Below are 20,321 nucleotides of genomic sequence, written 5' to 3' on the forward strand. Positions count from 1 at the left end.
TGTCACAATCCGAGATAGGCGAGGAGTTCGCCCTCGCGCCGGCGTACTTCGGCGTTGTCGAGCGACTCGACGACGCGACCCTGGGCGAGGAGGTAGTGGCGGTCGGCGACCGTGGAGGCGAAGCGCAGGTTCTGCTCCACGAGCAGCACCGACACCCCGTGCTCCTTGGCCCCGCGCAGAATCTCGCCGATCTGCTGCACGATCACCGGAGCCAGGCCCTCGGTCGGTTCGTCGCACAGCAGCACGCGGGCGCCGGCGCGCAGGACCCGGGCGAGCGCGAGCATTTGCTGTTCACCGCCCGAGAGCTTGCCGCCGGGGAAGCGGCGGCGCGCGGCGAGCACCGGAAAGGCCTCGTAGATCCGGGTCAGTGGCCACGCGGAGCGCGGGGCGGCCGGCGGCAGGGTCAGGTTCTCCTCGACGGAAAGGCCCGCGTAAATGCCTCGGTCGTCGGGCACGTACCCGAGGCCGAGCCGGGCCCTGCGGTGCGGGGGCGCCGCCGTGATGTCCCGGCCCGCCAGTGCCACCCGGCCGGTCGTCCCACTGTGCAGGCCCATGGCGCAGCGCAGCAGTGTGGTCTTGCCCGCCCCGTTGCGGCCGACGAGGGTGACGACCTCGCCCTCGCCGACCCGCAGGGACACCTCGTCCAGGGCCGTGGCCTCGCCGTACCGAGCGCTGAGGCCCTTGATCTCAAGCAACGTCGGCCCCCAAGTACGCCTCGATGACCCGTGGATCGGTCTTGATCCGGTCGTAGGGGCCTTCCACGAGCACCTCGCCGCGCTGCAGGACCGTGACGGTGTCGGCGAGCGAGCCGACGACACTCATGTTGTGCTCGACCATCACCACGGTGCGTCCCTCGCGGATCTGGTCGACGAGGGCCACGGTGCGGTCGATGTCCTCCAGACCCATGCCGGCCGTCGGCTCGTCGAGCAGCAGCAGCGCGGGGTCCAGGGCGAGGGCGAGGGCCAGTTCGAGGGCGCGCTTCTGTCCGTAGGGAAGGTTTCCGGCGGGCCGGTCGGCGAGGTGCGCGAGCCCTACGTCGCCGAGGAGTTCCAAGGCCCGGCCGGAGAAGCGGCGCATCACTTTGTCCGTGCGCCAGAATCGGTGGCCGAGACCGGTGCCCGACTGGAGCGCGAGCTCGACGTGCTCCCTCGCCGTCATCTGCTCGAAGAGGCTGGTGACCTGGAAGGAGCGGGCGACGCCGAGGCCGGCGATACGCTCCGGCGGCTGGCCGGTGATGTCGTGTCCGTCGAAGGTGATGTGCCCACTGCTAGGCTTGAGAAATCCGGTCAGCAGGTTGAACAAGGTTGTCTTCCCTGCTCCGTTGGGGCCGACGAGCGCGTGGACCGTGCCCTCTGCGACGCTCAGGTCCACCGTGCTGACGGCGTGGAATCCCTGGAACTCCTTGGACAGGCCTTGCGTGACCAAAATGGCGCGCGGTTGTCTCATGACGCCTCGGATGCGCAGGGGATGCACCGGCGATTGCCGATGTGGGGCAGACGTTAAGTTCGGCCATGAGCGGCGGCTACGGAGAGAATCTCCACAAGCCGCCCCTGCGCGGGTGTGGGTTTTCTCCCTGCTCGCGTCGCACCGCCCGTCGCCGGTGTGGGTACTTGCTCCACTGAGGTGCGGGACGGTCTGGAGTTTTCCTCCGTCGCTACGGTCCCGCACCGCGGTGACGATGTGCGCCATGGCGATGATGGAGACCCCGCTCAACACCTGGCTGCTGTTCGGCCACGCCCCGCGCTACTTCCCCGACACCGAGGTCGTCACGCGACTTGCGGACGCCCGTGTGCACCGTTACACGTACGCCGAATTCGCCTGCCGCGCCCAGCAGTTGATGCACGCTCTGGACGCCCTCGATCTGGCGCCGGGCGACCGGGTGGCCACCCTCGCCTGGAACGGCTATCGGCACCTGGAGGCCTACTGGGCCGTGCCCTGCACCGGGCGCGTCCTGCACACCCTGAACCTCAGGCTCTCCCCCGAGGACCTGACCTACGTCATCGGCCACGCGGACGACCGCGCCATCCTGGTCGATCCCGACCTTCTCCCCCTCCTGGAGAAGGTGCACGAACGGGGCGGCCTCGTCGGCGTGCGGCATGTCGTCGTGCTCGGCGACGAGGTGCCCGACACCGCGCTGCCGGGCGCGGTGGCGTATGAGGAGCTGATCGCCGGCCTGCCGGACGCATACGCCCCCCGCGACATCGACGAACGCTCGCCGCTCGGCCTGTGCTACACCTCCGGCACCACCGGACGCCCCAAAGGCGTGCTCTACACACACCGTTCGACCGTGCTGCATGCCATCGCCGCGTCCTCGCAGTCCGCCATGTCCATCGGCCCCGGTGACTGCGTGCTGCCGGTCGTGCCGATGTTCCACGCCAATGCCTGGGGCGTTCCCTACACCGCCACTCCGTACGGCGCCAAGCAGGTGTTCCTCAGCGGCTCGCTGGACCCCGCGGCCCTGGTCGAGCTGATGGCCGCCGAACGGGTCACGGTCGCCGCCGGCGTCCCCACCATCTGGATGGCGGTCGCCGACGAGATCACCGCCCGCGGCGGGCTTCCTGAACTGCGGCATCTGCTGTGTGGCGGGGCTCGCCCGCCGCGCGCCCTGATCGAACGCTACCGGCGCGACTTCGGCATCCCCTTGGTGCAGGTGTGGGGCATGACCGAGACCTCGCCACTGGCCAGCCTGGCGTGGCCGAAGGAACGGATGCGTGACTGGGACGAGGAGCGGATCACCGACGCGGTGCGCACCCGGGCGGGTCTCCCGCTGCCCGGCGTGCAGATGGACATCCGCGACGAGGCGGGCAACTCCCTGCACTGGGACGGCATTTCGATGGGGGATCTGCTGGTGCGCGGCCCGTGGATCGCCGATTCCTACCTGGGCGGCGAGGGCGCCGCCCAGTTCACCGAGGACGGCTGGTTCCGTACCGGGGACATCGCCGTCGGCTCACCGGACGGCTATGTCGTCATCGCCGACCGCGCGAAGGATCTCATCAAGTCGGGCGGCGAGTGGATCTCCTCGGTGGACATGGAGTCGGCCGTCATGGCCCTGCCCGAGATCGCCGAGGCCGCGGTCATCGCCGTCCCCGACGACAAGTGGCAGGAACGTCCGCTGGTCTGCGTCGCCCCGCGCCCGGGCTCCGCCGTGACCCTCGAACGCGTACGCGCTCACCTCGAGGCCGCGGGCTTCGCGCGCTGGCAGCTCCCGGACCGTATCGAGGTCGTGGAGGCCATCCCGCGCACCGGAGTCGGCAAGTTCGACAAGAAGGCGCTACGGGCCCGCTTCGACTCCTGATCCGAAAGCCCCTCTGCCCGAAGCCGCCGATCGGGCATCACTCGACCCGTTCCCCTCTTCTCCCCCGCCCGTCCGAAAGCCCCTCTGCCCGAAGCCGCCGATCGGGCATCACTCGACCCGTTTCCCTCTTCTCTCCCGGCCGGAGGCCGAACGATGCATCTCAGACGCCCGCTCACGTTGTTGTCCGCCGCGCTCTTGTCGACGGCGGGCGTGTCCGCGAGCGCCACCGCGGACTCGGCGCACCCCTGCGCCCGCCAGGCCCACATCGCCGTACCCGGCGCGGAGTTGCAGACCACGGCCTGTCTGCCCGACATGACCACGACCGCGACCGCCGGTACCGCCTACACCGACCCCGCGGACTGGGCCTCACTCGCCGCGAAGGGCACCAAGAACCCCACCGGCGTCCCCGGCATCCAGGTCGACGGTTACTTCCCCGACTCCTCGCACCTCAACAAGACCCACGGCTGGAACCACGACTCCCAGTTCGTCATCCGGCTGCCCGAGCACTGGAACGGCGGCCTCGTGGTGACCGGCGCGCCCGGCACGCGCAAGCAATACTCGCTGGACACCCTCATCTCCGACTGGGTCATCGCCCAGGGCTACGCCTTCGCCTCCATCGACAAGGGCAACAGCGGCCCCGATTTCTACACCGACGGCAAGCGGCCCGGTGACGCGATCGTGGAATGGAACCGACGTACCACAGAGCTGACGCGCGCCGCCAAGACCGTCGTCCGGCAGGCGTACGGGCATCACCCGCGCCGCACGTACATGACGGGCATCTCCAACGGCGGCTATCTGGCCCGCTGGCAGCTGGAGAACCACCCCGAACTGTACGACGGCGGGGTCGACTGGGAGGGCGCGCTCTGGACGCCCGACGGGCCGAACCTGCTCACCTATCTGCCGACGGCGGTCGCCTACCAGGCGGGCCGGGCCACCCACGACGATATGCTCGCCGCCGGATTCGCCCCCGGCACCGAGTTCCTGTGGCCGTACCACGAGGCGGCCTACTGGGGCCTGACGCAGAAGGTGTACCGCGCCGAGGTCGATCCTTCGTACGACCCGAAGTGCCCCGGGGCGTCTGCCGGTTCGACGACGGCTGAGATCCTCGCGCCCTGCGCGTCGGACGCCTCGTACGACTACGCGTCGCGGCCGCGCTCCGTGCGCCGGGCGATCGAGCGGATCTCGCTCACCGGCCGAATCGGCAAACCCATGCTCACGCTGCACGGCTCGCTCGACGCACTGCTGCCGATCGCGACGGACTCGGACGTCTACACGCGCATGATCGACGACAGCCACCGCGGCCGCCTGCACCGCTCCTACACGATCGAGGGCGGCACCCACGTCGACGGCCTGTACGACGCCTATCCGGACCGCCTCCGCCCGATCCTGCCCTGCTACCGCTCCGCCTTCGGCGCCCTGACCGACTGGGTCGAGCACCGGACGGCGCCGCCGGCGAGCGGCGTCGTGCCCAGGCCCGCATCCGGCGATCTGGTCAACTCCTGCGTGCTGCACTGACGTCGACGTGCTGCGCAGTGGAGGCGGCCGACACCCGCGGTGATCGAGATATGTGCTCCACCTCCGCTGGCGGCCGACCGCTGCGGCTCTACGGTGACGCGGACCGCCCGCTCCGGAGGGACGACCGGAGCGGCGTCCGCCCCCATCCCCTCACCACGGGAGGACCGCATGTCGGTTCGTGACCGCACCCGTATCTCCTGCTGGGCCGGGCTGCTGGCCCTGCTCCTCGCCCTGTTCGCCGTGCCACAGAGCGCATCGGCGGCGTCGCTCACCCAGGTGACCGGCTTCGGCTCCAACCCCGGCAACCTGTCGATGTACACGTACGTCCCCGACAACCTGCCGTCCGGCGCTCCGGTGGTCGTGGCACTGCACGGCTGCACCCAGAGCGCCAGCGACTACTACAGCCACTCCGGCTGGCCCAAGTACGCCGACGCCTACGGCTTCGCGCTGGTCTTCCCACAGACCTCCAGCACCAACAACGCCAACTCGTGCTTCAACTGGTACCAGTCCGGGGACTACACCCGCGGCCAGGGCGAGGCCCTTTCCATCAAGCAGATGGTCGACTACGCCAAGGCCCGGTACGGCAGCGACCCCACCCGCGTGTACGTCACCGGACTGTCCGCCGGCGGCGCCATGACCTCTGTGATGCTCGCCGACTACCCCGACGTCTTCGCCGGCGGATCCATCGACTCCGGCATCCCGGCCGGCTGCGCCGCCGATCTCATCAGCGGGCTCACCTGCGAGTACAACCCGGTCAGCAAGACCCCGCAGCAGTGGGGCGACCTCGTCCGCAGCGCGTCCGGCGGCTGGAGCGGACCCTGGCCGCGGGTGGCCATCTGGCACGGTTCCGGCGACTCGACCGTCCACCCGGCCAACGCCACCGAGTCCCGCGACCAATGGACGAACATCTGGGGCATCGGCCAGACCCCGTCCTCGACCACCACGCTCACCGGTGGCACCACCCAGGCCGTCTACAACGACGCCGACGGCAAGCCCGCCGTGGAGACCTTCACCGTCTCCGGCATGGCGCACGGCCTCGCCGTGAACCCCGGCTCCGGGGCCGACCAGTGCGGCACGACCGGCACGTACTACCTCAACTACATCTGCTCCAGCTACTACACGGCGAAATTCTGGGGCCTGGACGGCACCTCCGGCGGTGGCACCGGCAGCCTGCCCGCGCCCCCCAGCGGTCTGAAGGTCACCGGCACCACGGACACCAGCGTCTCGCTGTCGTGGAACGCCGTCAGCGGCGCCGCGTCGTACAACATCTACCGCGGCGGTACGAAGACGGGCTCGACGGCCTCCACCTCATACACGGACACCGGGCTCTCCTCCGGCACCGCATACAGCTACACCGTCGCCGCCGTCGACTCGTCGGGCAGGGCCGGTGTCACCTCGACGGCCGTGTCGGCGACCACGACCGGCTTCCCACCGCAGTGCTTCACGGCAAACAACTACAACCACGTCGCCGCGGGCCGCGCACACCAGAGCGGCGGCTACACCTACGCGAACGGCTCCGACCAGAACATGGGCCTGTACAACACCTTCATCTCCCACACCCTCGAAGAGACCTCCACCGGCTACTACGTCATCGCCGACTCCGGCTGCCCCTCCTGACCAGGCGTGCATGTCCCTGCTCACCGCTGCGCCATCGGTGAGCAGGCACACGGCATCACAAGTCAGTTCACCCCGTACACGGGGCAGGGCGGGCCGGGCCGTGGACCACGGCGTAGGAGGCAGTCAGCACCGATTGCGGTCTCAGGTCCGCTTCACTCAGGTCCGCGTTGCTCGGGTCCGCGCCGGGCAGGAACGCGACTCAGCTCCCTGTGTCAGACGTTGTGACTGATCACCGTCACCACAGGCGGCCGGTGATGCGCTCCCAGCGGGAGCGGGTAGCGCCGAAATGGGTCTCGTGTGTCCAGATGTGGGTGCACGACGGGCACTGGAGGTGGAGCAGGCTGCCGGTAGTGGAGAGCAGGTAGCGCCAGTGCTCGTGGCATGTACGCCCCTGCTCGCAGGTGGCGCACCCCCGATGGTCGTCGCAGTTCGGACAGGCCACCCAGGCACGGCGCCCGATGTCGGCCTGCGGGTCAAGCGGCAGCATGGCCGCCTCCTCTCCGCGGAAGCACACCGGCCGAGACCAGCTCGTCGTAGAGGCGCTGCTGCTCCGCGCTGAGGCCGGAGTACAGCAGCTCGGACGCCTCTTCCTCACCGCGCAAGGCGGCGATGGGGTCCCAGTCGGGGCCCAGAGCGGCCAGGGCATGAGTCCGCCGGAGCATTTCGTGTGAGCCCAGGTCCACGGTCCAGTCGACCGGCGCGGAGGTGCCGGGGCGGTCCGCCGCAGGCCCGATCGGTGCGGCGGGTTCGTCCGGTTCGCCAGGAAGGATGGGGCCGTGGGAGGACATGCGACCGAACCTAGGTAAGCCCCGCTCGCTCCGGCAAGAGCAGGTGGGAGAAGTCACACCACGTCCGCGACCGCGGCGGGACCCCAAGCCGCATCAGCTGCTCAGCCGCCTCCGCGTCACCACGTCGCCGATGACGCTCGTCGCCTCGCGCCACCGGGTGCCGGAGCCACAGAAAGCTGGTTCGGCTGCTCCTCCGGATCGGGCCGAAGCGACGCCTGCGGCCGAGGGCCGCTGTGCTGCTCGGGATGGCCGGGAGGCGACCAGCCCCAACGACGCTGTGGCCTACGAGGCACCCGCGACCCTCCACGAAGAGGGACACAGCTGTGCGGGTACAGCGCGTGGTGCTCAGCGAGCGCCGGGGCGAACGGCTCCCCGCACTGGCTTGAGGTCGTCCGCCAGGACGTCCGCCCGGCCTCCACACTCTCGCCGCAGGCATCAACCCATGAACAACCCTGCGTCCCGTCCCGCGTCAGAGCTGATCTCGTCGAAGCTGTACGTAGGTCCGCTCGCCGTGCGCATCCGTAATGTCGATGGTGATGCTCTCCCACTCCTCGGCGGGCTCTTCCGGCACCTCGCCCGTCAGGCATGCGGCCTCCGCCAGGAGTTCCTCGGTCACCCGCACGCCGGTGAGGCGCTCGGCCAGCGCGAAGACCGCCGCCTTGCGATCGATGTCGGGAGCTGGGTCGCCTGCGGGGCTGAGACCGACCTCGCGCATCACGCCGTTCAGTTCATCGGGAGTGCTGCCGGTCCTGTTCGCCGGCCACTCGAAGGTGGTCCGCGACTCCCCGTTCTCGTACCAGTGGAAGAAGTCCATGGGCTTCCCCCCGTTGCTCGCATGCGAGACAGCACGGGTCCCGGCGGAGAGGGCTTCGAGTTTCTCGCATTCATGGAGCTTCTCGACTCCCTTGCCGAGCCGTGCGTGACGGACCTCCCGGTCTCCGAACCGCCAATGGAGCCGGATCCGACGGGCCCGCCCACCACTCCCCTGCCCGAACCGTCCGTCCCCGACGAGCCTCCGCCCACAGGCGAACCCAGAGATCCCGAGGAGGCCAAGAAGCAACTGGCGCTGAGCTCCACGGAGAAGTGCGAGGCCCGCATCCACGCCGACCGCATCACAAAGGCCCTCAAAGACACGCCCGACCCGACGCCACGCCAGGTCAGAGAGGTCCTGCGCAGCCTCGGCTACATCGACGAGCGGATCCACGGCCCGCAACACTCAGGACAGAGCGTGGAGTTCACCCTCGACCTGCGCGTGCTGGGCGGCCGGCTGTGCCTCTTCGGCGGCGTCTCCGACACGAGGACCGTCATCGAGCCGTACGGCGCTTCCTCGGAGGTCGACTGCCTGGATGTACAGCGCCGTCGCTGAACAGGCAGACAGACTCGTCCCTCGCCGGCCCAACCTCGCGGACCGATAACGGCTGGTGGTCGGACGTTGAGGCCGGCGCTGTGGGCGAGCGCGCCGATGCGGCTTTCGGGAATGCCCCCGGCGAGGGTCTGCACGGCGAGCTCGGTGCCCGGGCGGCGGCGCCGAACAGGAGCCGGGGTTCCTGCCGCCGGCCGAACAGCGTCGCCGCATCGCGGGCTGGCAGGAGGGCGAGAGGCCGGCCGCTCCCAGTCGATGAGCACGGTTCCGTGGGCTGCTGGAGACGTCCCCCGACGCAGCGGGGACGGTTGCCTCCGCATGTCGGGAGTCAGCCCGGTTCAACCCGTGGGCCCGGGGCACTCGGAACAAAGGCGGAGCACAAAGCCGCCTGGCTCAACCTGCGGAAAAAGGAGGGAACGGCGGGAATCCCTGCTGTTTCTCTGTTTACCGGAGGAGTTGTATTCGAGTGACTGAGCATGTGTGGAGCTACAAGTCGACCGCGGGCCGCGTGACGGGCGCCGACCTCACGGGTTACAAGGTCGAGGCCACCGACGGGAGCATTGGCAAAGTCGACAAGCACTCCGATGAGGTCGATGCCGCCTACCTGGTGGTAGACACTGGCGTGTGGATCTTCGGCAAGGAAGTACTGCTACCGGCGAGCACGGTGGTCAGTATCGACGCGGACGAGCAGAAAATCTTCGTCGACCGCACCAAGGAGCAGATCAAGGACGCCCCGGAGTTCGTCCGGGACAAGCACCTTGGCGATCCCGAGTACCACGACGAGCTGAGCACCTACTACGGCACTGGCGTGCCCTTCGGCGGCTCGCACTCGTAACCCAACATCCTGTGCCGGCCTGTCGCCTTGCGGGGTGGCGGGCCCACTGTGCTTCACAGCTCACGTCGCGAGGAGGCCCCGGTTGCATGGTGCGCACGGGCGCGGAGGCTTTTCCCTCGGGCAATTTGCGCATGGTTCGAAGCGGTGACAGGAAGCTTGGGAGAAAGCTCAGCGTCATGCCGGCCGCACCGATCCACAATGTAGCTGCTGCTCCAAACACAGAGCCCGACGCTCCACCCAAGACTCCCCCAGAGGAATGCCGCCCCAGGAAACGAATCGGGCCGTCGCGCTCATCCGGCCCAAGAGTCGATCTGGCGTGAGGGCCTGCTGGAAGCTCGCTTGTGCTATAACGCGGACGACTCCACCCAGTGAAAGAGCCGCGAGTCCGATCGCCGCCGCATACACGCTCCCACCAGGTCGCGCCAGCGGCATCAGGACGGTGCCCCGCTCCTTCATGCCGACGCGGGAGGGGAAGCCGCCCCGGCCTTCGCGGTGGCGCGAGCGGACCATCCGCAGGCGCTCGCGCGGGATGCGGACGTAGGTGCCCGAGCCCGTGCGTCCTTCGAGGAGGCCATTGATGATCAAGCCGTCCACGGCCCTCTGCATGACGTTGCGCCCGACCCCGTACTCTTCGGCGAGCTGCGCCCGGGACGGCAGGCGCTCCCCGATCCCCCATCTCCGGCGAGAATCCGTGCGCGCAGCGCGTCGGCTACTGCAAGGTACGGCGCCTCTCGCGGCATAGGTGACTCTCCGGTTGCTCTGCTGCGCGGCAGCTGGTGATTCCAAGGGCGTTGGCAAGCTACTGCACCGGGTGAAAGCTACTGGAGTAGAAATACGCTCGGTCCTCAACGGCTACGGAGGTTCGTCGATGCGGATCACCGCAGCGCGAGCGGTGCTTCCGGTTTCCGGGCCGCAAGCCGTTGCCGGACCGGCGGTCGGGCCGACCGGCGGGAACCGCAACGGCATCACCCGAATGCTGCCCCTGCTCGACGCGACCCCGTCGGTCCGCGAACCGTTCCGAAGCCCTGATCCACCTCGCGACGATCAACCTGATGGCCCACAGACTCACCGACGGAGCCAGTCCCGACCGGCGTGTTACGTGACCCGGGACCAAGCGTCAATCAATGGGCCGAACGCTCAGTCACTTCGGGGCACCCGTCGAGGCGCCTGCGGGTGTCCGAGTGCGCGGCCGCCCGAGTGTGCGCATGGTGGGACCTAAAGACCGCGTGACAACGGTGAGGGGCGATGATCGTATCGGTGGTGTCGATGCCGGAAGGGATCGTCACTCGTACTGACGTGTCGGAGGCACGTGAGCGTCTCGCCGTGTCCGACTTCCTGATCGTCGACATCGAACTGCCCGACGAGATGGCATCCGACCACCAGTCGGTCGTGCTCCAGCTCGGGCTCGGGACCGAGAACGTGTCCTGGTTCGGCAGGGCGGGTGAAGCCGTGCGGGCCGAGTTCCTCGGGGACAGGGCGGGTTTCGTCGTACCTGTGATCGAAGGCAGCCGAGTCGTTCATGTCCACGCCCTGGTGACCGATCGACACCTGATCACAGCTCACCGAGGTCCGGTCGAGCCGTTGGACAGCCTCACTGCACAGCTGGGCCAGGAGAGGCCACCCGACACCGTGGCCGTGCTGTTCCTGCTCCTGCAAGAGGCTCTGGAGACCTTTCGCCGGGCCGCCGTGGAGGCCCTCTTGGTGGTGGAGGACCTCGAGAACCAAATGTTCGAGAAGCGGCGCCCCGAGCAGGTCTTCCGCCTGGCACAACTAAGACGGCTCGCCGCCCTCCTGCACCACTCCCTCCTGCCCTACCTCCAGGTGACGGACGAGATCTTCACGCGGAGGATGTTGAGCAGCAGCTTCCCCGAGCAGCGGCAACGACTCGCCCGGGAGTTCCAACATGCCGGCAGGCTGGTACTCACGGACATCGAGTCCGTCCAGGACGCCGCCCGGCGCGCCTTCGCCAGCTACTCCTCCCTGGTTTCCGGTGAGCAGAACGGCGTGATCAATCGGCTGGCCATCGTGTCGACGATTTTCCTTCCGCTGACGTTCCTGACCGGGTACTTCGGAATGAACTTCACGTACCTGACGAACGAGTTGGAGAGCAGGGCGGTCTTCTGGCTGCTTGCCGTCTGGTTGCAGGTGTCCGTCCTGTTCGTCGCTCTCTATGTGCTGCGCCGCACCCACCTCTGGCGAAAGCTCCTTGACGACGATGGCTCGCGGGACCGCTGACTGCTCCCCTCCTGGAAGGAGGCTTGAACCGACCTGGTACACCCCAGGCGCGGGATGGCGCAGCCTGATCGAGGTCCGCACACTCGGTAGCGGCGCGTCCCGCGTTCAGCTGTCCCGCACTACTCTGCCGCCCGGTCGTCCTGAGCCGGCGTCACCACGTTGGCCAGGGGCTCGCCGGCCGCGTATCGGGCCAGCTGGTCGCGGATCAGCGCCAGGGCGCGCGGGCGGAAGGCAGAGGTGGTTGCGGCTGCATGCGGGCTGATCAGCGTGTTGGGTGCCGTCCAGGCCGGGTGACCGGGCGGCAGGGGCTCCGGGTCCGTCACGTCGAGTGCCGCACGCAACCGTCCGCTTTCCAATGCGTCGACCAATGCCCTGGTGTCCACCACCGGGCCCCGGCCGATGTTGACCAGCAGGGCGCCGTCCTTCATCCCGGCCAGGAAACGTGCGTCCGCCAACCCGAGGGTGGCGTCGGTGAGGGGCAATGTCACCATCACCACATCGGCCCGCGGCAGCAGGGACGGCAGCTCCTTCATGGCGTGCACCGGACCCTGGGATGTCTGTCGCGCGGTCCGGGCCACGCGCAGCACGCTGCACTCGAAGGGCGTCAACCGGGCTTCGACGGCGGCGCCGATGGACCCGTGGCCGAGCAGCAGGACCGTTCGGTCGGCCAGTGCGGGCCGGAAGCCGGACTGCCAACGCTGCGCGTCCTGGGCTCGGACGAAGTCCGGGATACCGCGCAGTGCGGCGAGTGTCAGCGCCACTGCGTGTTCGGCTGTGCTCGCGGAATGTACATGTCTGGCGTTGCAGAGCGTGACTCCGGCGGGTAGCTGCGGCAGCACGTCGTCCACACCGGCGCTCAAGGACTGCACCACGCGCAGGCTCGGCAGTGTCGCCAGCAGCGGCAGCGCTGCGGTGGTGAAGGTGTAAGGGATGACGAAGAACTCGACGGCCTCCACTCCCCCGCTACTGGGGGGCTGTCCTGTGCCGTCCCAGACCAGTGCATGCCAGCCCGGAGGAAGACCGCCGAGGTCGGCCGGTGTGAACGGCAGGAGGGCTCTGGCCCTGTCGGACGTCTCGACGGAAGTCATCGGCTGGACTCCTGGCCTGACGGCTGGTTGCGGCCAGGTGGTCAGAGCCTCGGGCGCCTGGCAGACGGTTCACGGGCGACGCGATATGGAATGCCAGGTGATAGTGGACTTGTAACAGTGTTCCATCGTCACCTCAGGGAGGCTCGTTGGCCAACACGGCCTGCGGTTCGCGCGTGGTGATCGTGATGGGTGTGTCGGCGTCCGGGAAGTCCACCGTCGGCGCGCAGATCGCGCAGCGGCTCGGCGTGCCATTCCTGGAGGGCGATCGCCTCCACCCCGCGTCCAACCGCGCCAAGATGGCGTCCGGACACCCCCTCGACGACGTCGATCGCCGACCCTGGCTGGCGGCTCTGACGGAGTGGATTCGCTCGACTGCGGCGGGGGGACATGGAGGTGTCGCCACATGTTCCACGCTCAAGCGCGCGTACCGGGACCAGTTCCGGCGCACGGGAGCGGACGTGTGGTTCATCTACCTGGCTCTTGATCGTGAGATTGCCGCGGAGCGGATCGCACACCGGCACGGGCACTTCATGCCTCCGAAATTGCTCGGCTCCCAGTACGACATCTTGGATCCGCTGCAGGCTGATGAGCCGGGCGTCACCATCGACGCGTCCGGCAGCACGGCGCAGGTCGTGGCAGCGGCGCTGCGCGCAGCGTGCGAGCCGGACCGGTAGCGGGCCCCTGGCTGAATCCGCCATGACGAACTCGCGGATCCTCATCGTGGCCGCCATGGTCGTCGGCCCCGAGTACAACGCGATCGCCAGCGTCGCCCTCGGTCTCGACCGTCGTCACCGTCGCAGGGTCTTGGAAGGGATGCGCGCGCTGACGGTCGGCTTCCTGCCGGCCATTGCGGTCACTTTCGGCTTTGCCGCGCCGGCGCGGGCTGCCGACATGCAGTCCAAGGCCTTTGACTTGGGTCTACGACCCGTCTCCCACCTCATCGACACGCCGGACTTTCTTCTCAATCGTCGTCGCTTTCCTTGCCGGCATTGTCGGCATCGTCTCGCTCACCGAGGCACGCGGCAGTGCACTGCTCGGAGTTTTCATCTCCGTGACCACGATTCCCGCTGCGTCGGACATCGCTGTCTCGCTCGCCTTCGCCGACTGGCACGAGGCATGGGGCTCGCTGGTCCAGCTTCTACTCGACGTGGTCGTTCTCGTGGTGGTCGGCGTCCTCACCCTTCGTCTGCAGCGAAGGGTGTGGCGCCGAGCGACACGTCGTGCCTCCGTGGGGCCGTAGCGGGAGAAGACGATCACGTTCGCGCCCCGCACGTCCGGCGCGGCCCGAGCCCGGCGGGACGGAGCCGGACCCTCGGTCTACGCTGATCGGGGGGGTGCATTCGGGGGAATCGCACGCCGGAAGGGGCGCCCCGATGGACGACTACCCGCTGATCGAGAACCACGGCCTGCTCGGCGATCTGCAGACTGCAGCGCTGGTGACCACCGAGGGAACGGTCGACTGGTTCTGCGTTCCGCGATTCGACTCCCCCAGCGTGTTCGGCGCGCTTCTGGACAAGGACAAGGGCGGCCACTGCACGGTCCGGCCGAAGCACGCGACCTACGCGACCAAGCAGTTGTACCTCCCCGACACGGCGGTCCTGGTGACCCGATTCATGACCGAGGCAGGCGCCGGGGAGGTGCTCGACTTCATGCCCGTGACGGGTACGACGGTCACTCCCAGGCACCGGTTGGTCCGCATGGTCCGCTGCGTGCGCGGCAGCATGACGTTCGACGTCGAGATCGCCCCGCGGTTCGACTACGGACGCAAGGGCCACAAGTTGCACATGACCGAGCACGGAGCGGTGTTCGCCTCGGACGACGGCGCAGAGCTCACCGTGCATGCCATCCGCGAACCGGAGGACGAGCGCATACTCGAGGTCCTCACGGACCGGCAGGACGACCTGCACTTCACACTGACTCTTCAGGCGGGCCAGGAGCGCGGCCTGATCCTGGAATCGGCCGCCGACGGGCCGCCCAAGGAGATCCGCCTGGCCGAGTACTGGCACATCTTCGAAGACACCGTCAGGTTCTGGCGCTCCTGGCTCGGCCAGTCGCAGTACTCGGGGCGCTGGCGAGAGGCCGTGGAACGCTCCGCGATCACACTGAAGCTCATGACCTATGCGCCCAGCGGCGCCCTGGTGGCCGCCCCGACGGCGGCGCTCCCGGAGCAACTGGGCGGCGAGCGCAACTGGGACTATCGCTTCACCTGGGTCCGTGACGCCTCTTTCTCCGTGTACGCCCTACTGGGACTGGGCTTCACCGAAGAGGCCAGGGCGTTCATCGTGTGGCTGGGCAACCGGGTCAAGGAGCGGGCCGGCAGCGACGGGGACTCCGGCCCCCTCAACATCATGTACAAAGTCGACGGCTCCTCCGACCTGGAAGAGGAGATTCTCGACCGCTGGGAAGGCTATTCGGGATCCGCGCCGGTGCGGATCGGCAACGGCGCGGCCACGCAGCTTCAACTCGACGTCTACGGCGAGGCTCTGGACAGCATCTACTTCGCGCATCGGCACGGAATCCAGCTGGGGCACGGGGGATGGACGTCGCTGCTGACGAACCTCGACTGGCTGGTCGACCACTGGGACCAGGCCGGAGAAGGCTTGTGGGAGACCCGCGGCGGTCGCAAGAACTTCACGTACGGCCGTGTGATGTCGTGGGTGGCATTCGATCGCGCTCTGCGCCTCGCCGAGTCGAACGGCCGACCGGCCGCGGGGGCACGCTGGAGCGCCGCACGGGACGAGATCTACGATCAGGTCATGACCAAGGGGTGGAGCGAGGGACAACATGCCTTCATCCAGCACTACGGCAGTGACGTACTGGACTCCTCGCTGCTGCGCATGTCGACGGTCGGGTTCATCATCCCCGAGGATCCGATGTGGCTGTCGACCCTCGACGCCATGGAACGGGAATTGGTCAGCGACAGCCTGGTCTACCGCTACAACCCCGAGGCCTCGCCCGACGGCCTGCGGGGCTCGGAGGGAACCTTCTCGCTGTGCACGTTCATGTATGTCGACGCCTTGACGCGCGCGGGGCGGACCAACAGGGCAAGGCTGGTTTTCGAGAAGATGATGGGGTACGCCAACCATCTGGGTCTGTACTCGGAGGAGATCGACTTGACGGGCCGTCAACTAGGGAACTTCCCACAGGCGTTCACCCATCTTGCCCTCATCGACGCGGCCATCACCCTGGACGCGGCTCTGGAGCGGCGGTAGTCGGATCCGCTCAGCTGGTCGGACCGGCACCCGGCGCGGGTCCAAGGAGCACGAGCGTGTCGCCCTCCTGAGCGGTGACCGATAGGTCCTCGGTGACCGGTTCCAGCCGGCCGTCACGCCGTACGACGAACAGGGTTTCGTACCCCGGCGGGCGCGGTTCCGACGCAGCCCGTACGTGGAAGCGGGCGCCCTGCTCATGGCGCGCTGCCAGGGCGTGGCGGACGAGCTCCGGTCCGAAGAGGGTGTCACCGCCGGTGTGGGGAGCAACGACGCCCCGGCTGTCGGGTGGCGGGCCGACGCGGTAGACCGAGCCCTCGACGCTGTCCTCCATGACGATCGAGGCGAGCACGTTGAAGTCGTCGTCGTCCGTGAGCAGGAAGACCGACGTGACCCCCTCCAACCGGGCTCGCGGATCGGTGACCGTGGCCATGAGCTCCCCGGCGGCCAGTTCGATTCCCGCTTCCCTGATCCGGTCCCTCTCCTGTCCTCCTCCCGCCCACATCAGTACGTCGAGTCCGGCGGTGCGCAGCGACCGGGCGAGATCGATGACCCAGGGATCGCCGCCCACCAGGAGCGGGCGGGCGCGCGGGGGCCGCGCGATGCCCAACCTGGCGGCCACCGGCCTCGCCGTCAGTGCGTAGATCACGACCGTTCCGACGATCACCAGGAAGGTGATGGGAAGGATCCTGTCTGCGTCGCGCAGTCCGGCGGTGGTGAGCGAAGCGGAGAAGGTCGTGGCGGTGGACGCGGCGACGATGCCGCGTGGGGCCATCCAGCCGATGAAGGCGCGTTCGCGGGCAACGAGATCCGTGCCGATGGCGGACAGCAGCGCAACCAGCGGTCTGACCAGCAGGACGAGCGCGGCGACGAGTGCGAGCGTGGGCAGCAGCTCCGGGCCGACGGACTGCGGCGTCACCGTGGCCGAGATGGAGATGAAGAGCAGGCCGATGATCAGCTGTACGAGCGTTTCGAAGAACGGCCGGCGTGCGGGCATGTCGAAACCGGGCAGGTTCGCGACCGTCAGCCCGGTGACGATGGCCGCGATCAGGCCGGTGTCGTCGAACAGCATGTCGCAGCCCGCGGCCACCACCACGACGGTGGCCAGCTGGGCAAGCGTGCCGAGCGTCTCGCCGAGGCGGAGCAGCCGGAGCGTGAACCACAGCAGCGCGGCGCCGACCGTGCCGCCCGCGAGTCCGACGGCGATGCCGGCGAAGAACGAACCGAAGCGGAAATGACCGGTCTGGAGTCCGCCGGAGACGATGGAGTGGAAGACGACGGCGCCGAGGATGCCGCCGACAGGATCGATCAGGGATCCTTCCCACATCAGAATCCGCCGCACCTTGTCCGACGGCCTGACGTGCTCGAGGAGGGGACCGACGACGGTCGGCCCGGAGACCACGAGGATGATGCCGATCATGCTGGCCACGGCCGCCGGCACACCGAACAGGGTCGGCCCCAGGACCATGACGGTGCCCCATGTGAGCAGCACGCCGAGCACCATGAGCCGCACGACGACGTTGCGCGTCGCACCCTTGAGATGGCGCAGGTCCAGTCCCAGCCCGGCGTCGTAGAGGATGAGCGCCACCGACACCGACACCAGCGGGGGGAAGGCCGGTCCCAGGAGCTTGTCGGGGCGGACGACGTCGGTGAGAGCTCCGGCGGCGAACCCGGCCGGCAGCAGCACGATCAGGGCCGGAATCCGCAGCCGGCTCGCGAGGATCTGGGATCCGACGGCGAGGGCCACGGTCAGGCCGACGCCCAGCAGGATCTCGTTCTCGGTCACCGCGCTCTCACCTCTCGGCGTGCGCGCTGCAGTGTGGGCCCGCCACGAGGTCAGCCCTCGTCACCGGCACCACTGCGCCGCAGGTCGGCGTCGGTCAGGCTCTCCAGCTCACCGTGGGTGTCCAGCCAGTAGAGCAGGGCGACCGCGGGGATGACGAGCACGATGGCGACGAGGGTGACGAGCCCCAGCCAGCGGAGTGTGGTGTGCGCCCCCGCGCCCTCGGCAACGGTCAGTGAGGTCGGAATGAGGTACGGGCGTTGCGCCATGCCCCAGGCGATGACGGCCGACGCGACCACGCCGACGGCTGTGACCCGGGACCAGGCCCCGGAGGCACGGATCAGCAGCCACGCGGTGGCGAGCGTGCCCAGCGCTGAGAGGATGACGAAGACGAGTCCCACGCCGTGCGTGAGCCCGTGCCAGACGTGCGGCGCGTCCCCGTGAGTGACGACCAACGTGATCACGGCGAGTACGGCGACGACAGCCAGGGCTCCCAGTGCCCGCCGCCGGAAGTAACTGTCCAGGTCCGGCTCGTCGAAGCGCCGGGCGTCCGCGGCGAGGAACACGGCACCGAGCAAAGCCGTGGTGGCGATGGCGAGCAGACCGAACAGGACCGAAGTGGGATTGGACCAGGCGTCCGCCGATGCCTGCGTCGAGGGCGTCACTCGGCCCGAGGCCACTCCCCCGGCCGCGGCGCCGAGGAAGAACGGCGTCAGCAGCGAGGAGATGGCGAAAACGGCACCGTACAGGCGCCGACCGGCCAGCCGCCGAACGGGCTTGCGCAGGGCGAAGCCCGCGCCGCGCAGCACGATGCCGACGGCGGCCAGCGCCAGAGGCAGCCACATCGCCGTGAACACCTGCTGGAAGAGGACGGGGAAACCCGTCCACATGATGACCAGCACAAAGATCAGCCAGACGTTGTTGACCTCCCACACGGGAGCCATCGCGTGGTCGATCAGCCATCTGGGGCGCTTGCCGCGTTCTGCTCCGCCCGCGGTCAGGTCCCAGAAGCCGGCTCCGTAGTCGGTGCCGCCGGCGCAGGCGTAGGCGGCGACCGCGAGCAGCAGCACGACGGCGATGACGCCGGCGATCACGGTCGGCCCCCGGTGGACGAGGCGGATCCGCTGCCACCGGACCGGGGCGGGTCCCCGGCCGGAACCGCGGAGCGCGGCCCGTACGGCGTGTCCGTCTCCGGTGTTTCGGTCGGTGTCGCTCCGCGGCCCCTCTCGTCGGCAAGCCGCCAGCGGGCACGCATCTTCAGCAACACCGCGAGGAAGGACCCGAAGACGAAGACGTACACCACGACGACCAGGCCCGACATGATCCACAGGCCGCTGGCACGCGTCGACGTCACCGCTTCGGCGACCCGCATGTTCTGGTAGACGATCCACGGCTGGCGGCCCACTTCGGTGGTGATCCAGCCGCATTCCACGGCGACGACGGAGGCGACACCGGCCACGGCGGCGGACCGGTAGAACCACGGTGAGGCGGGCAGCCTGCGCCGGCGCAGCCAGATCAGGGCGTACCAGAGGGCGAGCAGCGCCAGCAGGGAGCCGATACCGACCATGGTGTCGAAGGCCCAGTGGGCGATGGTGGCCTGAGTGGCCGTCGGCCGGTCGCTCGCGGGGACGGACGTCAGCCCGGTCACCTCGGTGTCCGGGTGGAAGCCGGCGAGGACGGAGTCGAGCTGCGGGATCCGGATACCGCCGGAGACGCTCCCGTTCGGATGCATCCGCCCGAACAGGTATTCCGGCACGTGGGTGTCGGTCTTCCAGACGATCTCCATGGCGGCGAACTTCACCGGCTGCTTGTGGAATACCTGCCGGGCGATGGAGTCGCCCAGCAGGAACTGCACCGGTGTGAACACCGCGGCGAGCGTGAAGGGGATCGTGAAACCGAGCCGGTGGTAACGGTCCCGGCGGCCGCGCAACCAGCCGACGGCGTAGACACCGGCCGCGACGTAGCCCGCCGTCACGAACATCGCCACGACGAAATGCCAGTACTGCGGGCCGAACATGGGCGTGAAGATCGCCTTCCAGATCTTCACGTCGACAGGGTTGCCCGCGGAGTCGAGGGTGAAGCCCTGCGGAGTGTTCATCCAGGAGTTGGCGGCCAGGATCCCGAAGGCCCCCAGCAACCCGACAGCGGGCAGGGGCAGTCCGAGCAGGAAGTGGGTCCGGGAAGGAAGCCTCCGCCAGCCGTACAGGTAGATGGCGATGAGGACGGCTTCCAGGAAGAAGGCCCACGCCTCGACACCGAACCCGATGCCGAAGACATCACCCCACTTGCCCATCATGCGCGGCCACAACAGCCCGAACTCGAAGGACAGTACGGTCCCGGTGACGACGCCGATCGCGAACTGGACCGCCATGACCGCCGACCACCGTCGCGCCAGCAGCAGCGCGGTCTGGTCGTTACGGCGCAGGCCGTAGCCGTGCATGATGAGCGTGATCAGCGGCAGCGCCACGCCCAGCGGCACCAGAATGATGTGGGACGCGAGGGTGAAAGCCATCAGCGATCTGGCCGGGAGCATTTGCGCCGGCGCGTCCGCCAGCAAAGGGACCGCGGTGTGCATGTGTCTCTCCAGGGGCCG

Annotated in this window: 16 protein-coding genes and 3 pseudogenes; 9 read left to right on the forward strand and 10 right to left on the reverse strand. The window is 68.7% G+C overall.

Translation table 11 applies throughout. The features are described from left to right. Positions 1-2: 2 nt before the first annotated feature. Together OG390_RS03365 and OG390_RS03370 are read right to left on the reverse strand one after the other, a co-directional pair. Positions 3-695 carry an ABC transporter ATP-binding protein gene (locus OG390_RS03365; RefSeq protein ID WP_406164909.1) on the reverse strand — a complete coding sequence of 231 codons (693 nt, stop codon included), beginning with the start codon at positions 693-695 and terminating at the stop codon, positions 3-5. Next, entirely contained in the window at positions 688-1,446 is a 759-nt protein-coding gene (locus tag OG390_RS03370; protein ID WP_406164910.1) for an ABC transporter ATP-binding protein, read from the reverse strand. The genes OG390_RS03365 and OG390_RS03370 overlap by 8 nt, the downstream gene beginning before the upstream one ends. A 241-nt stretch (positions 1,447-1,687) precedes the next feature. On the opposite strand from OG390_RS03370, the gene OG390_RS03375 reads away from it, so the two are divergent. From OG390_RS03375 to OG390_RS03385, 3 genes are all read left to right on the forward strand, one after another. After that, positions 1,688-3,295, forward strand: a complete 1,608-nt coding sequence (locus tag OG390_RS03375) for a long-chain fatty acid--CoA ligase (RefSeq protein ID WP_406164911.1) — start codon at positions 1,688-1,690, stop codon at positions 3,293-3,295. 153 nt (positions 3,296-3,448) lie between these two features. Continuing rightward, a complete protein-coding gene (locus OG390_RS03380; protein WP_406164912.1) occupies positions 3,449-4,810 on the forward strand; it encodes a tannase/feruloyl esterase family alpha/beta hydrolase in 1,362 nt (453 codons plus the stop codon). A gap of 168 nt (positions 4,811-4,978) precedes the next feature. After that, positions 4,979-6,427 (forward strand): PHB depolymerase family esterase, encoded by a 1,449-nt coding sequence (locus OG390_RS03385; RefSeq protein ID WP_406164913.1) that lies wholly within the window; start codon positions 4,979-4,981, stop codon positions 6,425-6,427. 235 nt (positions 6,428-6,662) lie between these two features. On the opposite strand, the gene OG390_RS03390 is transcribed toward OG390_RS03385, so the two are convergent. The 3 genes and pseudogenes from OG390_RS03390 to OG390_RS03400 all read right to left on the reverse strand — a co-directional run. Further along, a complete protein-coding gene (locus tag OG390_RS03390; protein WP_406164914.1) occupies positions 6,663-6,914 on the reverse strand; it encodes a hypothetical protein in 252 nt (83 codons plus the stop codon). After that, complete coding sequence (locus tag OG390_RS03395; RefSeq protein WP_406164915.1) at positions 6,901-7,215, reverse strand: DUF6400 family protein; 315 nt, start codon at positions 7,213-7,215, stop codon at positions 6,901-6,903. Before OG390_RS03395 ends, OG390_RS03390 begins: the two co-directional genes overlap by 14 nt. A gap of 469 nt (positions 7,216-7,684) precedes the next feature. Beyond that, positions 7,685-8,032, reverse strand: a pseudogene (locus tag OG390_RS03400) (DUF6461 domain-containing protein); the annotation flags it as partial. Positions 8,033-8,050: 18 nt separating this feature from the next. On the opposite strand from OG390_RS03400, the gene OG390_RS03405 reads away from it, so the two are divergent. Beyond that, positions 8,051-8,581, forward strand: coding sequence for a hypothetical protein (locus tag OG390_RS03405; protein WP_406178342.1), 531 nt, complete (start codon positions 8,051-8,053; stop codon positions 8,579-8,581). Between the two features lie 463 nt (positions 8,582-9,044). Beyond that, a complete protein-coding gene (locus tag OG390_RS03410; protein ID WP_399092075.1) occupies positions 9,045-9,413 on the forward strand; it encodes a PRC-barrel domain-containing protein in 369 nt (122 codons plus the stop codon). Positions 9,414-9,854: 441 nt separating this feature from the next. Here OG390_RS03410 and OG390_RS03415 read toward each other — a convergent pair. Further along, a pseudogene (locus OG390_RS03415) lies at positions 9,855-10,153 on the reverse strand (GntR family transcriptional regulator); the annotation flags it as partial. 505 nt (positions 10,154-10,658) lie between these two features. Between OG390_RS03415 and OG390_RS03420 the strand changes: the two are divergent. Beyond that, the gene (locus OG390_RS03420) at positions 10,659-11,648 is read left to right on the forward strand and encodes a CorA family divalent cation transporter (protein WP_406164916.1); all 990 of its coding nucleotides are present in this window, start codon (positions 10,659-10,661) and stop codon (positions 11,646-11,648) included. Between the two features lie 119 nt (positions 11,649-11,767). Here the strand turns inward: OG390_RS03420 and OG390_RS03425 are convergent, their stop codons facing one another. Continuing rightward, positions 11,768-12,736 carry a 2-hydroxyacid dehydrogenase gene (locus OG390_RS03425; protein WP_406164917.1) on the reverse strand — a complete coding sequence of 323 codons (969 nt, stop codon included), beginning with the start codon at positions 12,734-12,736 and terminating at the stop codon, positions 11,768-11,770. 146 nt (positions 12,737-12,882) lie between these two features. On the opposite strand from OG390_RS03425, the gene OG390_RS03430 reads away from it, so the two are divergent. The 3 genes and pseudogenes from OG390_RS03430 to OG390_RS03440 all read left to right on the forward strand — a co-directional run bounded on the left by OG390_RS03430 (position 12,883) and on the right by OG390_RS03440 (position 15,948). Further along, positions 12,883-13,410 (forward strand): gluconokinase, encoded by a 528-nt coding sequence (locus OG390_RS03430; RefSeq protein ID WP_406164918.1) that lies wholly within the window; start codon positions 12,883-12,885, stop codon positions 13,408-13,410. A gap of 22 nt (positions 13,411-13,432) precedes the next feature. Next, positions 13,433-13,976 (forward strand): annotated as a pseudogene (locus tag OG390_RS03435) (DUF389 domain-containing protein); the annotation flags it as partial. 133 nt (positions 13,977-14,109) lie between these two features. Beyond that, a complete protein-coding gene (locus OG390_RS03440; RefSeq protein ID WP_406164919.1) occupies positions 14,110-15,948 on the forward strand; it encodes a glycoside hydrolase family 15 protein in 1,839 nt (612 codons plus the stop codon). 10 nt (positions 15,949-15,958) lie between these two features. Here the strand turns inward: OG390_RS03440 and OG390_RS03445 are convergent, their stop codons facing one another. Genes OG390_RS03445 through OG390_RS03455 form a run of 3 tightly spaced genes read right to left on the reverse strand, consistent with a single transcriptional unit; the run spans position 15,959 to position 20,303 of the window. Continuing rightward, positions 15,959-17,731, reverse strand: coding sequence for a cation:proton antiporter (locus OG390_RS03445; RefSeq protein ID WP_406164920.1), 1,773 nt, complete (start codon positions 17,729-17,731; stop codon positions 15,959-15,961). Positions 17,732-17,781: 50 nt separating this feature from the next. Then, on the reverse strand, positions 17,782-18,822 hold the full coding sequence (locus OG390_RS03450; RefSeq protein WP_406164921.1) for a cytochrome d ubiquinol oxidase subunit II: 1,041 nt from the start codon (positions 18,820-18,822) through the stop codon (positions 17,782-17,784). After that, entirely contained in the window at positions 18,819-20,303 is a 1,485-nt protein-coding gene (locus tag OG390_RS03455; RefSeq protein WP_406164922.1) for a cytochrome ubiquinol oxidase subunit I, read from the reverse strand. The genes OG390_RS03450 and OG390_RS03455 overlap by 4 nt, the downstream gene beginning before the upstream one ends. Positions 20,304-20,321 lie beyond the last annotated feature (18 nt).

Source organism: Streptomyces sp. NBC_00996 (genome assembly GCF_045162675.1).
In the GTDB taxonomy this organism is placed as follows: domain Bacteria; phylum Actinomycetota; class Actinomycetes; order Streptomycetales; family Streptomycetaceae; genus Streptomyces.